Source organism: Brevundimonas sp. (genome assembly GCF_027487935.1).
In the GTDB taxonomy this organism is placed as follows: domain Bacteria; phylum Pseudomonadota; class Alphaproteobacteria; order Caulobacterales; family Caulobacteraceae; genus Brevundimonas.
This window is the reverse complement of the sequence record NZ_JAIYCP010000019.1, coordinates 88,226-103,979: the sequence shown is the minus strand read 5'-3', so window position 1 is coordinate 103,979 and position 15,754 is coordinate 88,226. Positions and strand designations below refer to the sequence as shown.

Annotated in this window: 11 protein-coding genes and 2 tRNA genes; 12 read left to right on the top strand and 1 reads right to left on the bottom strand. The window is 65.5% G+C overall.

Features of this window, described 5'->3' with window-relative positions; translation table 11 throughout:
* Positions 1–449 precede the first annotated feature (449 nt).
* The 7 genes from Q0053_RS07305 to Q0053_RS07275 all read left to right on the top strand — a co-directional run bounded on the left by Q0053_RS07305 (position 450) and on the right by Q0053_RS07275 (position 6,666).
* Positions 450–1,322, top strand: coding sequence for a MoxR family ATPase (locus Q0053_RS07305; RefSeq protein WP_298098056.1), 873 nt, complete (start codon positions 450–452; stop codon positions 1,320–1,322).
* Between the two features lie 107 nt (positions 1,323–1,429).
* Positions 1,430–2,305: a methyltransferase type 11 gene (locus Q0053_RS07300; RefSeq protein WP_298098052.1), complete on the top strand. Its 876-nt coding sequence runs from the start codon at positions 1,430–1,432 to the stop codon at positions 2,303–2,305.
* Between the two features lie 120 nt (positions 2,306–2,425).
* On the top strand, positions 2,426–3,019 hold the full coding sequence (locus Q0053_RS07295; protein ID WP_298098069.1) for an HD family hydrolase: 594 nt from the start codon (positions 2,426–2,428) through the stop codon (positions 3,017–3,019).
* Between the two features lie 3 nt (positions 3,020–3,022).
* Positions 3,023–3,964 (top strand): NAD regulator, encoded by a 942-nt coding sequence (locus Q0053_RS07290; RefSeq protein WP_298098049.1) that lies wholly within the window; start codon positions 3,023–3,025, stop codon positions 3,962–3,964.
* Between the two features lie 84 nt (positions 3,965–4,048).
* A tRNA-Ser gene (locus Q0053_RS07285) sits at positions 4,049–4,138 on the top strand.
* A gap of 366 nt (positions 4,139–4,504) precedes the next feature.
* Entirely contained in the window at positions 4,505–5,056 is a 552-nt protein-coding gene (locus tag Q0053_RS07280) for a heme NO-binding domain-containing protein (RefSeq protein WP_298098046.1), read from the top strand.
* Between the two features lie 2 nt (positions 5,057–5,058).
* Complete coding sequence (locus Q0053_RS07275; RefSeq protein WP_298098044.1) at positions 5,059–6,666, top strand: ATP-binding protein; 1,608 nt, start codon at positions 5,059–5,061, stop codon at positions 6,664–6,666.
* 126 nt (positions 6,667–6,792) lie between these two features.
* Here Q0053_RS07275 and Q0053_RS07270 read toward each other — a convergent pair whose 3' ends face one another.
* Complete coding sequence (locus tag Q0053_RS07270) at positions 6,793–8,235, bottom strand: aldehyde dehydrogenase family protein (protein WP_298098041.1); 1,443 nt, start codon at positions 8,233–8,235, stop codon at positions 6,793–6,795.
* 124 nt (positions 8,236–8,359) lie between these two features.
* On the opposite strand from Q0053_RS07270, the gene Q0053_RS07265 reads away from it, so the two are divergent.
* The 5 genes from Q0053_RS07265 (at position 8,360) to Q0053_RS07245 (ending at position 15,053) form a co-directional block, all read left to right on the top strand.
* The gene (locus Q0053_RS07265; protein ID WP_298098037.1) at positions 8,360–11,992 is read left to right on the top strand and encodes a hydantoinase B/oxoprolinase family protein; all 3,633 of its coding nucleotides are present in this window, start codon (positions 8,360–8,362) and stop codon (positions 11,990–11,992) included.
* Positions 11,993–12,217: 225 nt separating this feature from the next.
* Positions 12,218–12,943, top strand: a complete 726-nt coding sequence (locus tag Q0053_RS07260; protein ID WP_298098035.1) for a DUF969 domain-containing protein — start codon at positions 12,218–12,220, stop codon at positions 12,941–12,943.
* Positions 12,940–13,905: a DUF979 domain-containing protein gene (locus Q0053_RS07255; RefSeq protein WP_298098032.1), complete on the top strand. Its 966-nt coding sequence runs from the start codon at positions 12,940–12,942 to the stop codon at positions 13,903–13,905. Before Q0053_RS07260 ends, Q0053_RS07255 begins: the two co-directional genes overlap by 4 nt.
* A gap of 2 nt (positions 13,906–13,907) precedes the next feature.
* The gene (locus Q0053_RS07250; protein ID WP_298098029.1) at positions 13,908–14,957 is read left to right on the top strand and encodes a DUF2891 domain-containing protein; all 1,050 of its coding nucleotides are present in this window, start codon (positions 13,908–13,910) and stop codon (positions 14,955–14,957) included.
* A gap of 20 nt (positions 14,958–14,977) precedes the next feature.
* Positions 14,978–15,053: transfer RNA gene (locus Q0053_RS07245), tRNA-Thr, on the top strand.
* The last annotated feature ends 701 nt before the right edge of the window (positions 15,054–15,754 follow it).

The following is a 15,754-nucleotide window of genomic DNA, read 5'->3' as shown; positions in this document are numbered from 1 at the left end:
TCAGGTCCGAACTCAGGGCCACTACCCGGAGGGCGCGTGGAAAACGGCTGCGCGGGGCAGGTCTGCTTCGTCGAAACGGTAAAACAATCAAAGCACCGGGCGAGGCCCGGCCGCCCCGCACCCTCCCCGACCTTTCCGGCAGCGATGCCGGAGGGCGAAGACGCATGGATGGAAGGTGACTGGTGGCTGGTGGCTGGTGGCTGGTGGCGAGTGGCGAGTGGCGAGTGGCTAGTGGCTAGTGGCCAGTGGCTAGTGGCCAGTGGTCAGCGATTGCCGCTCATCTGTCGGCGGAAGGGCGGCGCAGGCGACCCCCTCGCCCCCGGCGCCAGCCAGCCACTAGCCACTAACCACTAACCACTAGCCACCAGCCACCCCCCCTCCCACCACATGATCGTTGTTAACCCGCGCCGGCTTCGCTAACCGGGGTCTGACCACAATCCGGAACCGCCATGCCCAGCCAGACCGACCGCTTCGAAGGCACTGCCGACTATATCGCCACCGACGATCTGAAGATCGCCGTCAATGCAGCGGTCGCGCTTGAACGCCCCCTGCTGATCAAGGGCGAGCCCGGCACCGGCAAGACCGTGCTCGCCTATGAGATCGCGAAGGCGATGAACGCGCCGCTGATCACCTGGCACATCAAGTCGACGACCAAGGCCCACAACGGCCTGTATGAGTACGACGCGGTCTCGCGCCTGCGCGACAGCCAGCTCGGCGAGGCCCGGGTCCACGACGTTCGCAACTATCTCAAGCCCGGCAAGCTCTGGGAGGCCTTCACCGCCCCGAACCGCCCCGTCCTGCTGATCGACGAGATCGACAAGGCAGACATCGAATTCCCCAACGACCTGCTGCAGGAACTCGACCGCATGGAATTCTATGTCCATGAGACGGACGAGACGATCCGCGCCGAGGTGCGACCCATCGTCATCATCACCTCCAACAATGAAAAAGAGCTGCCGGACGCCTTCCTGCGCCGTTGCTTCTTCCATTACATCCGCTTCCCCGACGACCAGACGATGAAGTCCATCGTCGAGGTCCATTTCCCCGGCATCAAGCCGCGGCTGGTCTCCGAGGCGCTCAAGACCTTCTATGAGATCCGCGACACACCGGGCCTGAAGAAGAAGCCCTCGACCTCGGAGCTGCTGGACTGGCTCAAGCTGCTGCTGGTCGACGACGTGGATCCCGAGACCCTGCGCGAGAAATCGCCCAACCGGTTGATCCCGCCCCTGCACGGCGCCCTGCTGAAGAATGAGCAGGACGTCCACCTGTTCGAACGGCTGGCCTTCCTGCATCGCCGCGAAGGTTCGCGACCCGGATCCTGACCGCCCGAACACACCAAGGAACAGGTTTCGTCACCCGCCTTACCGCGATTTCACTGGCAAATGACTCCGGTGGGCGCAGGATGGAACCCTGTCAGGACTGAACATCGATGCTCCTCCGCACCTTGCTGATCCCGACCCTCTGCGCCGCGGCCACGCTCGCCGCCTGCGATGATGGTGTGCGTATTTCCTCGACCCGCAACACGGTCACCGACGACAGGGGCGTGCTGAAGGTCGTCGATACGCTGCAATGCCCCCAGACGATCGGCGCCCTGACCCGCAAGGGTTCGGCCTCCGCCGGGGGCACGGTCTGCTCCTACGTCGGCCCCAGGGGTGCCGAGGTCAGCCTTCATCTCGTAAAGCTGGACGCCGACACCCCCGCCGATGTGCTCAAGGCGTTCGAAGAGCGGCTGTCGGGCGACATGCCCCGCGCCATGGCCGCGATCGGCGCGGCGGCCGTCGAGGCTGACGCCGCCGCGCCCCCGGCCGATACCACAGGGCCCGCCGAAGACACCGGCGAGGTTGCAGCCGAGGGGGCAGCCACGGCCGACCGGACCTCGGTCCGGGCCCCCGGGGTCGCCATCGAGACGACCGGCGAGGACGCCTCGGTCCGACTGCCCGGCGTTCGTATCGAGACCCAGGGCGACAAGGCCAGCGTCAGCATCGGCGGCTTCCACATCGACGCTGACGATAGCGACGGCTCGGCCCGGGTCAGCGGGTCCGGCCCCAATGGAGAGGACGTGATCATCAACGCCCGGGATGACGCCGCCGAAATCCGCGCCCGTGCCGGCGGCGAAGCCACCCGGACCAGCTGGATCATGACCGACAACCGGTCCTCCGAATCGGGCTGGCGCGTGGTCGGCTATGAGGCCCGCGGCCCGGTCGGCGGGCCGCTGGTCGTCGCCACCGTCCGCTCCCGTGACAGCAATCGTGAGCGCGCCTTCGAGGACGCGCGGGCCCTGGTCGCGCTCAACGCCGGGGAATAACCGCCGCCGCCGCTTGATCACCGCGTCCTGATGCGTCACCAACCCTGCCCAATAGCGCAGGACATTGCCTTGGCCGTCACGCCCCGACCCTCTGCGAAAGAGCCCCGCGCCTGGCAGCGTATGCTGTCCGGTCGCCGCCTCGACCTGCTGGATCCCTCGCCCTTCGACATCGAGATTGAGGACATCGCCCACGGCCTGGCCCGCGTCGCCCGCTGGAACGGCCAGACCGTGGGCGAACACGCCTTCTCGGTCGCCCAGCACTCCTGCGTCGTCGAGGAGATCGCCGCCCACATCAAGCCGGGCCTCGAGCCGAAATGGCGTCTCGCAGCCCTGCTCCACGACGCCTCCGAATACGTCATCGGGGACATGATCTCGCCGTTCAAGGCGGCGCTGGGCGTCAACTACAAGGCCTTCGAGGCCCGTCTGGAAGGGGCCATCCACGTTCGCTTCGGCCTGCCGCCGAAGAACCCCGTCGAGATCAAGACCCTCATCAAGAAGGCCGACCGGGCCTGCGCCTTCTTCGAAGCCACCCAGCTGGCCGGCTTCAACAGGTCGGAGTCCCTGTCGCTGTTCGGAATCCCGCCCCGCGGCTACGAGCTTGTCATCGACCCCCTGCCCGCTCCCGTGGCCCAGCAGCGCTACCTCGAACGCTACCGCGTCCTGGCCGGGGCCGTCGGCCTGATTCCAGCGGCCGACGCCGGGTCGATGGAGTAGCCGGTGAGCGCGTCGGCTGAACAGGGCGTGCGGATCGGCCTCTCGGCGGTGGTCATCACCCTGCGTGACCGCAAGGCCTGTGTCCTGACCACAGCCGCAGACGACGGCGGTGTCGCCCTGCCCTTCGGCCCCTTCGACCCGGCCCGCGACCGTACCTTCGAACTGGCGCTGCGAAATTTCGTCACCGCCCAGACCGGTTTCCGCCTCGGCTTTGTCGAACAGCTCTACACCTTCGGCGATCTGGGCCGGGCCAGCCCCCGCGCCACCCCGGGCCCCGAACGTCACCGTGAGGTGTCGGTCGGCTATCTCGCCCTGACCGCCGACTCCGCCGACACCCCAATGGCCGAGGCCCACTGGACTCCGGTTCTGGACATCTTCCCCTGGGAAGATCGTCGCGAAGCCGATCCTCCCTGCCTCGCGCCGCTCGTATCGGAGCTGACCGCCTGGGCGGCCGGCGACCCGCGCCGTCTGGCCCGGATCGAGACACTCTTCGCCACCACCCCGGCACATCGCTGGAGCGAGGGCCGGGTGCTGGACCGCTACGAGCTGCTTTACGAGGCCGGTCTTGTCGCCGAGGCCGCTCGCGATCAGGACCAGCCGACGCTCCGCACTGCCCCGGGCCGCGCCATGGTCTCGGACCACCGCCGCATCGTGGCCACGGGCCTCGGCCGGCTGCGCAGCAAGCTGAAATACCGACCGGTCCTGTTCGACCTGATGCCGGCGGACTTTACACTTTCCGAGCTTCAGACCGCCGCGGAGGCGATCACCGGCCTTTCGCTGCACAAGCAGAATTTCCGGCGCGGCGTCGAACGCACGGGTCTGGTCAAGCCCACCGGCCGCCTGTCAGCCGCAACCGGCGGCCGCCCGGCAGAGCTGTTCCGCGTCATCGACGGAGACCTGAGCACCGGCGAGGCCCTTGGCCTGCCCCTCCCGTCGCAGCGCTGAGCGATTTCTCAACAGCCCGCTTGCGGCGCAGCCCATCGCCCATTAGAGAGGCCGCTCGCTCGACCAAGCGTCCTACGGCCCCGCGGAGAGGTGGCAGAGTGGTCGAATGTACCGCACTCGAAATGCGGCGTGCCTTTGCGGGCACCGTGGGTTCGAATCCCACCCTCTCCGCCATTCGCCGCACTGATCAAGGACAGACGGCTCAGGTTCGGGACGTCGGATCAGTCAAGATCGATCGTCACCCACGCCCGACATTCGGCGATGAATTTGCATGACAATCCGTCATCGCGGGTGCCAGTAAGTACAGACGATTTTTCGTTTATTTACCAGTTTACCCTCCAATAGGCTGCATCAGCCACCTCAAGGGTTCTGGGTTTTCCAAATGTGCCCCGGTCTTCGGGTCTCGGCGCGGACGCATCTTGATATCCCCATCGGCAGTTTCCAGATCCATGTGACCTCTGGAATCGCCGGTTGGCTCGAACAAAAACGACAGGGTCACGACGACATGCAGCGTCTGCGGTCAAAACGAGAGCCGAACTGATGTTTGGAATGATTCACAGATCTGCCCGCGCCATGGTGCTTGAGCAGTTCGGGCCGGCAGCCTGGGATCAGATCCTCGCCGATGCCAGGCTGGATGATGGAGATTTTGTCAGCGCCCAGTCATATCCTGACGAGGTAACCTTCAGGCTCATTACGTCGGCGGCAGCCACGGCCGGCCTTACGGTCGAACAGACGCTGCAGGCTTTCGGTCATCACTGGGTCAAGACCAGTAATACGGGCGTCTACGCCAATGTTATGGCGATTCTCGGCGGGTCCCTTGTGGACGCCCTGACAAATCTCGACCGGATGCATGCCAGCATCCAGATCGCGATGCCGGACGCCCAGCTCCCGCAGTTCGTGATCGTGTCCCAGGATGAGCAAGCCATCAAGCTCGCCTATTACTCCAAGCGTGATGGGCTGGAGAGCTTCGTCCTCGGCCTGCTGGAAGGCCTCTTGAACCGATACAATCAGCCCGGGTCAGTCGCTTTTTCCGGCACTGACGGTGAGGCCCGACTGTTCACCATTACGCTTGCCCCGCCGCTGGCTGCATAGCCATGGATGTAGGTCTGACCGGCGGGCAGTTCGAAAACTTCTTTCCCTGCTATCTGGTCACGAACCAGGCGCTCGTTATTCAGCGCGTCGGCCGGTCAATCACCAAATTCCTGCCCGACCTGCTTCCGGGAGATCGCCTGGACAAGTGGTTCATTTTCGACCGCCCGGTCGCAACCCCGGACCCGGTCGCCCTGGTCCGCGACCAGACTTCGATCCAGATCCGGTCCATCGATGGGCGGCTCCACCTGTCCGGCTGCGTTGTCGAACAGAATTTCGGCTTTCTGTTCTGCCTGAGCCATTCACCGGGTCGGGCCGCGACCTGGAGCGAGCTCGGCTTGACCGTCGATGATTTTTCCTTGGCCGATCAGTCCCTGGCCATCAGCACCGCCATCAGCCTGCAGAAAACCCTGAATGCCGAGCTGCAGGAAACGATTGAAAATCTCAGAACCGCCCGGGACGCGGCGATGGCTGCGAGCCGTGCCAAGTCGGCATTCCTGTCGGTGATGAGTCACGAGATCCGCACGCCACTGAACGGTATCCTCGGCATGACCCAGGTCATGATCCGTGAGACCTCGGACGAGCAGACACTTTCCAGACTGGATATCGTGCGGCAGTCCGGTGAGGGCCTGCTCTCCATCCTGAACGACCTGCTGGACCTGTCTCGCATCGAAGCAGGAAAGATGGCCCTCGAGGCGATCCCCTTCGACATGTACGAGCTGCTGAGCGGTGCCCACTCTGCCTTTGTCAGCCTCGCCGGCAACAAGGGGCTGTCCATGCGCCTCGACATCGAGGCGATCCGTGGCCGCTACATCGGCGACTCGACCCGAATTCGGCAAATCGTCACCAACCTTCTTTCGAACGCGATCAAATTCACGGAATCCGGAAGCGTTGAGGTCAGTGCGCATTGCATTGAGGGCGGCCTGGAGATCGCGGTCGCCGATACCGGCATCGGTATCGATCCGGACAAGTTTTCCGAAATCTTCGGCGAGTTCAGACAAGCGGACACCTCCATAAACCGGGGCTTCGGTGGCACAGGCCTTGGTCTGTCAATCGCCCGTGATCTTGCCGCTCTGATGGGTGGGACAATCTCGGTGGAAAGCCGCCGGGGCGAAGGCTCCCGTTTCACCGTCAGACTTGCAATTGCCCGGGTGAACGACCGGGAAGCCGAGATCGATCATGGGGAAGACGCTCCGCCAGAGCCTGTCTCGCTGAGTACCCTGCGTGTGCTCGCGGCTGAGGACAATGAGGTCAACCAGCTGGTGCTGCGAAAAATTCTCGAACAGTTCGGCGTGACGCTCACCGTCGTCATGAACGGTCGCGAGGCCGTGGATGCCTGGGCCAGCAAGCCTTGGGACGTCATTCTGATGGACATCCAGATGCCGGTCATGAGCGGGGTGGAGGCCACCCGGCTCATTCGGAAACAGGAGGCGCTGACCCAGCGTCGCTCAACGCCAATCATCGCCCTCACAGCGAACACCATGACCCATCAGCTCCCTGAATACGAGAACGCGGGCTTCTCGGGCGTGGTCGCCAAGCCGATTCAGGTGGGGCTGCTGATGCAAGCCTTGCTCGACACGATCGCAACCCTCGAAACAGGCACGCGGGCGTAATCCGCCACGGGTTTTCAGACGTCCGTCTGGTTTCAGGTGTGCGAGGATAGCGGCTTCATCCAGAACCGCGAAAGCTCTTTGCCCTGTAATCTCAGGCTCTGTGTTGCCGATCGGGTCTCGCGGGCATCAGCTGGCGGAATAGCTGGTCTTGGTCTGGGTAAAGAACTCAACCGCCGCGAACCCCTGCTCCCGCGCGCCGTAACTGGATGATTTCGAGCCACCGAACGGGACGTGATAGTCGACCCCGGCGGTCGGCAGATTGACCATGGTCATCCCCGCCTTCGCGCGGCGCTGGAAATCACGAGCGTGTTTCAGCGAGCTGGTGACTATGCCGGCAGAGAGGCCGAACTCCACGCCGTTGGCAATCTCCAGCGCCTGCTCATAATCCTTGACGCGGATAACTGAGGCGACCGGCCCGAAGACCTCCTCATGGTTGATCCGCATCCCGGCCTCGGTATCGGCGATCAGAGTCGGTTGGACGTACCAGCCGGGCTTTTCCATCTGCAACCGCTCGCCGCCTGTGACCACCCGACCGCCCTCTTCGCGGGCCACGGCGATATAGCGGTAGGAGGTCTCCATCTGATCCTCGGACACGGCCGGACCCATCTGGGTCTGCGGGTCGAGGGCATCGCCCACGCGCAGGGCCGCCACCCGTTCGGCCAGGGCTGCGACGAAGCGGTCATGAATACCCTCTTGCACGATCAGACGGCTGGAGGCCGTGCATCGCTGGCCGGTGGCGAAGAAGGAACCGTCGAGGGCGATCTGCACAGCCCGTTCGAGATCAGCGTCATCCAGCACGATCAGGGGATTCTTTCCACCCATCTCCAGCTGGACCCGCGCCTGACGCTTCACCGCGCCTGCGGCAACGCCGGCACCGACGCCCTGCGAACCGGTGAAGCTGAGTCCCGCCACATCCGGATGGTCCACGATCGCCTGCCCGACCCGACCACGCCCGATGACCATGTTGAGCACACCCTTTGGCAGACCCGCCTCATGCAGGATGGCGACCAGCGCCTCGGCGGTGGCGGGGGTGGGTCCCGCGGGCTTCATCACCACCGTATTGCCGAAGGCCAGCGCCGGGGCAGCCTTCCACGCCGGGATGGCGATCGGAAAATTCCAGGGTGTGATCAGGCCATAGACCCCGACCGCCTGACGATAGGTCTGGATTTCGACGCCGGGCCGAACAGAGGCCAGGTTCTGACCATGCACACGGAGGGCCTCGCCCGCGAAATACTTGAGCACGCGACCGGCCCGGACCGTCTCGCCAATGCCTTCCGCGAGGGTCTTGCCCTCTTCGCGGGACAACAACCGACCCAGGGCCTCGCGCCGTTCCATCACCAGGGTTCCGGCGCGGTCGAGAATGTCAGCGCGCAGTTCCGGCGAGGCCTCCGACCAGCCGGGAAAAGCCGCCTTGGCCGACGCCACTGCCGCATTGACCTCGGCCTCGCCACCGTCCGGCGTGCGGGCAACGACCTCGCGGATGTCCGACGGATTGAGGCTCTCCCCCGGGCGCTCGGCCGCGACCATCTCGCCGTTGATCCAGTGGTTCAGTTCGATCGTCTCGGTCATGGCGCGTCCTCGTCTTGGTCCGGTCGATCTAGCAACCGGCGCGGACTTGCGACAGGTCTCTAACCGAACAGATGCGGCGAAGTCTGCGATAAGCTGGATCGTTGGATCGAGTCGGAGCCCCCTCATGAGCGCAGAGCAGACCGGAGCGGCAACGGGCTGGCGCTTCTGGATCGATCGGGGAGGCACCTTCACGGACATCGTCGCCCGCGCGCCGGACGGATCGCTGCAGACCCGCAAACTCCTCTCCGACAATCCGGAACAGTATGACGACGCGGCTGTGGAGGGGGTGCGGCGGATTCTCGGTGCCGGGAGCGGCCCCCTGCCCGACGGCCTCGTCGCCGAAATCCGCATGGGCACGACCGTGGCCACAAATGCCCTTCTGGAGCGCAAGGGGGAGCCCGTCGTGCTCGCGATCACCCGCGGTTTCGGCGATGCCCTGCGCATTGGCTGGCAGAGCCGCCCTGACCTGTTCGCCCGCCAGATCGTGCTGAACGATCAACTCTCTGACCGGGTCGTCGAGATCGACGAGCGCGTACGAGCCGACGGCGGTCTCGATCGGCCTCTGAACGAAGACCGGGCGCGGGCTGATTTGTTGGCAGCGCGCGCGGCCGGCTTCCGGGCCGTCGCCATCGTCCTGGTGCACGGATGGCGGTTCACCGACCACGAGCGGCGGCTGGCGGCCATCGCCCGCGAGATCGGCTTTGAACAGATCTCGGTCAGCCATGAGATCGGGGCACTGATCAAGCTGATCGGGCGCGGCGACACCACGGTGGCAGACGCCTACCTCTCACCAATCCTGAGAGCCTATGTCGATCGGGTTGGCTCCGACCTTGGTTCAGCGACACCCTTGCTGTTCATGCAGTCAAGCGGAGGATTGACCGCGGCTGAGGCCTTCCGGGGCAAGGACGCCATCCTCTCGGGACCCGCAGGCGGCGTGGTAGGCATGGCCGGGACGGCACAGGCGGCGGGCTTCGATCGCGTCATCGGTTTCGACATGGGCGGCACCTCGACGGACGTCTCCCATTTTGCCGGCGACTATGAGCGAACCTCCGATGCCGTGGTGGCGGGAGTTCGGCTACGCGCGCCCATGCTGGGCATCCACACGGTGGCGGCGGGCGGTGGTTCCATCTGCCGCTTCGATGGCTCGCGGCTGAGGGTCGGGCCGGAGTCTGCCGGGGCCGTCCCAGGACCAGCTGCCTATCGCAGGGGCGGGCCGCTGACAGTCACCGACTGCAACGTCATGCTGGGCAAGTTGCGGCCTGATCGGTTTCCGGCAGTGTTCGGGCCAAACGGCGATCAGCCGCTTGACGCGGAAGCCGTAAACACGGGCTTCGAGGCTCTGGCCAACGAGGTCCGCCTCGCCACGGGCCGCGCCGCAACCCCGGAAACCCTCGCCGAAGGCTTCATCACCATCGCCGTCCAGAACATGGCCGAGGCGATCAAGTCGGTCTCGATCCAGCGCGGCTATGACGTCACCCGCTACGTTCTCAACTGCTTCGGCGGCGCAGGAGGCCAGCACGCCTGCCTGGTCGCAGATGCCCTGGGCATGACGCGAGTGATGCTCCATCCGTTCGCGGGCGTGCTGTCAGCCTATGGCATGGGGCTGGCCGAAGTGCGGTCGATCCGGCAGGCGACGGTGGCCGCACCCCTCGAGGCCGCCGGAGACGCGGCGCTGGCCGCGCGGGTCTCGGCGCTCGACCGTCAGGCCCGCGGCGATCTGACCGCCCAGGGCTTCACCGATGCGGCGCTCACCACCCTGGTCCGGGCAGAGATCAAATTCGCCGGGTCCGACACCCCGCTGGTCGTTCCTTTCGGACCTGCCGACGCGATGCGGACCGCCTTCGAGGCCCTGCACCGGCTACGGTTCGGCTTCTTCGCGGACGACAAGGCCCTTCTCGTCGAAACCCTCGAGGCCGAGGCAGTCGCCGTCTCCGGCCAGGCTCCGTCGACCTTCACAGGCAGCGCCACAGCCCTGGTCCCGACGGCCATCACCCGCGTCCCGGTGCGTATGGCGGGTACCGCCCATGAGGCCCCGGTCTATCGCCGCAGCGATTTCGGTCCTGGGGCAGCCGTCGACGGGCCGGCTCTTGTTCTGGAAGACACCGGTACCACCGTGGTCGAACCTGGCTGGCGCGCCTCCGCCGACGCGGCGCTGAACCTGATCCTTGAGCGCACCGTTCCCCTGCCCGCCCGCACGGCCATGGGAACGGACGTCGATCCGATCATGCTGGAGGTGTTCAACAGCCGGTTCATGGCTTGCGCCGAACAGATGGGTGAGGCGCTGCGAGCCACGGCCTATTCGGTCAACATCAAGGAACGGCTCGACTTCTCCTGCGCCGTCTTCGACGCAACCGGTGCCCTGATCGCCAACGCCCCTCATATCCCCGTCCACCTCGGTTCGATGGGTGAGAGCATCCGTACGGTCATCGCCTCGCGCGGGCGCGGTACCGAAGGGCGAGGCATGCGGCGCGGCGACGTCTATATGCTGAACGCCCCCTACAACGGCGGCACCCATCTGCCGGACATCACCGTGATCATGCCGGTGTTCCTTGATGCAGACGACGTCCCCGCCTTCTTCGTCGCCGCACGCGGTCACCACGCCGACGTCGGCGGGATCACCCCGGGCTCGATGCCGCCCGCTTCCCGAACGGTCGAAGAGGAAGGTGTCCTGATTGACGATTTTCTGCTGGTCGACGCGGGGCATCTTCGCGATGCGGAGGCCCGAACCCTGTTCGCCTCGGGTCGCTATCCCTCGCGCAATGTCGATCAGAACCTGGCGGACCTGAAGGCCCAGATCGCGTCCTGCGCACGTGGCACTGACGAATTGACACGCATGGTCTCCGAATTCGGTCGGCCCGTGGTCACCGCCTATATGAGCCACGTCCAGAACAATGCCGAGGAGGCCGTGCGTCGGGCCATTGCAGCCCTGAAGCCCGGATCGTTCGCGCTGGAAATGGACGACGGTGCCGTCATTCGGGTGCGGATCGACGTGGACCCGACCACCCGCAGCGCCGTAGTCGACTTCACCGGCACAAGTGCCCAACTGCCCAATAACTTCAACGCCCCGCTATCAATCGCGCGGGCGGCGACCCTCTACGTCTTCCGCACCCTTGTGGACGACGCCATCCCGTTGAACGAAGGCTGTCTGAAACCGATCCGGCTGATCGTGCCGGAGGGCTCGATGCTCAATCCCCACTATCCGGCAGCCGTAGTGGCCGGAAACGTCGAGACCAGCCAGGCCGTGGTCGACTGTCTCTACGGGGCCCTCGGCGTGCTCGCAGCCAGCCAGGGGACGATGAATAACTTCACCTTCGGCGACGAGACCCGGCAGTACTACGAAACCATCGCCGGGGGCTCGGGTGCCGGGCCTGGCTTCGACGGTACCGCGGCGGTGCAGACCCACATGACCAACAGCCGCCTGACCGACCCCGAGGTTCTTGAGACCCGCTTCCCTGTGCTGCTCGAGGAATTCTCAATCCGGCGCGGTTCAGGCGGCGACGGTGCCAAACGGGGCGGTGATGGTGCGGTCCGGCGGGTTCGGTTCCTGGAAACGCTGACCGCGGCCATACTGTCCAACCACCGACGCACGGCACCGTTCGGCCTGTCCGGCGGCGAGGACGGGGCGGTCGGGAACAACCGGGTTGAACGGGTCGATGGAACGGCCGAATCCCTGGGGGCGACCGCTGAGGTTTCGATGGGCGTCGGTGACATCTTCGTCATCGAAACACCGGGCGGTGGTGGCTTCGGCCCTCCATAGCTTTCGTCATCCCGGCGAAGGCCGGGACCCAGCGGCGCGCGGGAGCGCGAACCTGCCACGCACGCGCCAGGCTGAACCATCGCCTCCCGCCCGCTCCGCGGACGTCCGGCGCCGCTGGGTCCCGGGGTCGCTAAGCGCCCCGGGATGACGAAAGCAAAGAAGTGCGGGGCTCTTTCGCTCTCCGCCGAACCGCGCAACTCTCGGTCCAAACGCAGGGGACGTCGCATGCTGGTGCTTCTGGGAATAGCGGTCGTGGTCGCGGGCTTTGTCGCCCGTATCAATCCGCTTCTGGTCATACTGATCGCCGCCATCGTCACCGGTGTGACGGCGGCGGTGGGACCGGGTGTCGATTTGCGGGCCCTGGCGGAGGCGGGGGTAGATACGCTCACGGCCTTTGGCGACGCCTTCAATGACAACCGGTATTTCCACATCACCTGGCTGATCCTGCCCGTGATCGGTCTGCTCGAGCGGGCCGGCCTGCAGGAACGCGCCCGGATGTTGATCGCCCAGGTCAGGGCGGCGACCGCCGGACGCCTCTTGCTGAGTTATCTCTTCGTCCGCCAGGCCACCTCCGCGCTCGGTTTGACCTCTCTCGGCGGCCATCCGCAGATGGTCCGGCCGCTGGTCGCGCCGATGGCAGAGGGCGCGGCCGAGGTCGAGGCCGGCGGCGACCTGCCCGACAGGATCCGCTTCCGTATCCGTGGCATGTCCGCCGCTACCGACAACATCGGCCTGTTCTTCGGCGAGGACATTTTTATCGCCATCGGTTCGATCGTGCTGATGGTCGGCTTCCTCGAACAGGCGGGTATAATCGTCGAACCGCTGCAATTGTCGGTCTGGGCCATCCCGACCGCCATCGCCGCCTTCGCTGTACACGGCGTGCGGCTGCTGTTGTTCGACCGTGAGATACGCCGCGACCTTGCCGCCCGTGACGCGGAGGCCGGCCAATGATCACGCTCGAACACGCCTATATTCTCGTCGGGCTGATGTTCCTGGCGTTCGCCATCCTGACCCTGCGCGACACCGACCACCCGACCCGCATCCGCAGCGCGGTCTTCTGGGGCCTCATCGCCGCATCCATGTTGTTCGGCTCATGGCTCGGCGGACTCGGTAACGGCCTGCTGGTTCTGGCGCTCGTCGCCGTCGGCGGGCTCAAGGCACTCGGCGTTGGCCGCCCGGCGACGACCACACCCGACGAGCGGCGCGAAAGCGCCGCGCACCGTCGCAATGCCCTGTTCATTCCAGCCCTGATCGTGCCGCTGGTTGCAGTCGGCGGTACCCTTGCCGCCAAACACACCCCTTTCGGAGCCTGGCTCATCTCGCCGACCCAGACGACCCTGATCGCCCTCGGCCTCGGCTGCGTCCTCGCCCTCGTCGCCGCCATGGCATGGCTGCGTCCGCCCGTCATGGCACCTGTGCAGGAAGGGCGACGGCTGATGGATTCCATCGGCTGGGCGGCGTTGCTGCCTCAGATGCTGGCCTCTCTCGGCGCAGTCTTCCTTGCGGCGGATGTCGGCGGCGTGGTCGGCGACCTGGTCACGGATGCCGTGCCGATGAGTTCGCCCCTGCTGGCCGTGGCGGCCTACTGCCTGGGCATGGCCCTGTTCACCGTGATCATGGGCAATGCCTTCGCGGCCTTCCCGGTGATGACCGCCGCCATCGGCCTGCCCTTCGTGGTCGGCCAGTTCGGGGGCAATCCGGCCATCGTCTGCGCCATCGGCATGCTGGCCGGCTTCTGCGGCACGCTGATGACCCCGATGGCCGCCAACTTCAATGTGGTGCCGGCCAATCTTCTGGAGCTTCCGGATCGGAACGCGGCCCTGAACGGCGTCATCCGGGCCCAGCTCCCGACCGCCCTGATCATGCTCGGGGTCAATATGGCGCTGATGTATTTCCTGGCCTTCCGGTACTGACGATGACCCACAAGCTCGACGCCGGCACAGCCTCCCGCTTCGCATCCGCGGCCCTTGGCCATGTGACGCGGGAATATCCCAACAAGATGGATCACGTCCTGTCCGGACCGGAGGATATCCAGGGTCCACGCGCCCTGCACCCGATCTTCTTCGGCAGCTTCGACTGGCATTCCTGCGTGCACGGATGGTGGACGATGTTCACCCTGCTGAGGCTCCATCCTGATATGCCGGAGGCACCGCGCATCAAGGCATTGGCCGACGAGCTGTTCACCCCGGAGAACGTCGCCGCCGAGACTGCCTATCTGGACCGGCCGGGCAGCCGGGGGTTCGAGCGGCCCTACGGTTGGGCCTGGCTGCTGATGCTGGCCGCGGAACTGGCGCGGCACCCGGGCAGGCACGCGACCCTCCTGCAGCCCCTGACCCTGGCTTTCGCCAGAAGATTCACCGACTTCCTGCCACTGGCGGATTACCCGGTCCGGGTCGGCACCCACTTCAACACCGCCTTCGCGCTGAGACTGACCCTCGACTACGCCGAAGGCGCGGGTGACCTGGACCTGGCGGCCTTGTGCCGCGAGCGCGCCATGCGCTGGCACGCGCCCGACCGCGGCTGCCAGGCCTGGGAACCTTCGCAGGATGAGTTTCTGTCCCCGGCCTTGATGGAGGCCGTGCTGATGCGGCGGGTGTTGGCTCCGGTGGCGTTCGCGGAATGGTTCGACGCCTTTCTGCCCCGACTCGAACGGCGCGAGCCGGAGACCCTGTTCGTCCCGGTCGGCGTCAGCGACCGTTCGGACGGCAAGATCGCCCACCTCGATGGTTTGAACCTGAGCCGGGCCTGGTGCTGGCGAGAGATCGCAGGGTCACTGGCCACGGACGATCCGCGATTCCCCATCGCCTTAAGGGCGGCTGAGGACCATCTGGACGCCGCCCTGCCTCACGTCACGGGCGACTACATGGGCGAGCACTGGCTGGCGAGTTTCGCCCTTTTGGCGCTGCTGGCCCCCGAAGGCTCTGTCCAGACCACGGCTTGCGCCGGAGGCCCGGTGCCAGCATAAGGACCGCCGTCGCGACGGCGGCCGGCTTAGCTCAGTTGGTAGAGCGCCAGTTTTGTAAACTGGATGTCGCGGGTTCGATTCCTGCAGCCGGCACCATATTTTCCAAATACTTACCTAACAGTTTGGAAATCGCACCGGATCCGTGTCGCCACCCTGTCGCCACGCGTCGCTCGGTGCTTGGCCGTCTTGTCCCCCAACTTGACGAGCTCATCAGGTCGCCAAGCATTCCGTCCCTCGACCAAGCTAACAGCAACAGCCCCGATTTTCGCGGCGATTCGGTAGATTTCGGCTTTTCGAAACACCACCGAGCCTCTTCCCAGTCTCGCCTGAGGGCGTGTTGAGGGCGTTTCCTGAGTTGCGCGCGTTAACGTGGGAAACGAGGAAATTCCGACCTGCGCCATACCTGCAGCCCGGTTCAGCAGCGCAGCCGCAGCCTTGCTGATGCAACCGGTGGGCGGGTCTGTTCCCGAAACATCACCGTCGCTTCGAATCCCGCAAGCACCGCCACGCACTTCCTGGCTAACCGCCGGCTCCCTGTGACCTGGGAGATAACCCGGACATTGCCGCGACTTTGCCGAACCCGGAGATGGACAGCCCCTCCCTGATCGCGGGATCTTGCCTGCAACACATCTTCCCGGCGAGCATAGGCTCGGGATTAGTGATCGGGCGTCGGGTGACGGACGCCATCCGCGGCAACCCAGACTGATTGTTGCAATTAGAAATGACGTCAGCCAAGAATGACAGCGCTGTCATCATAAGTCGGCGTCCGACGGACCCACCTGCGGGTGCTTCAGTTC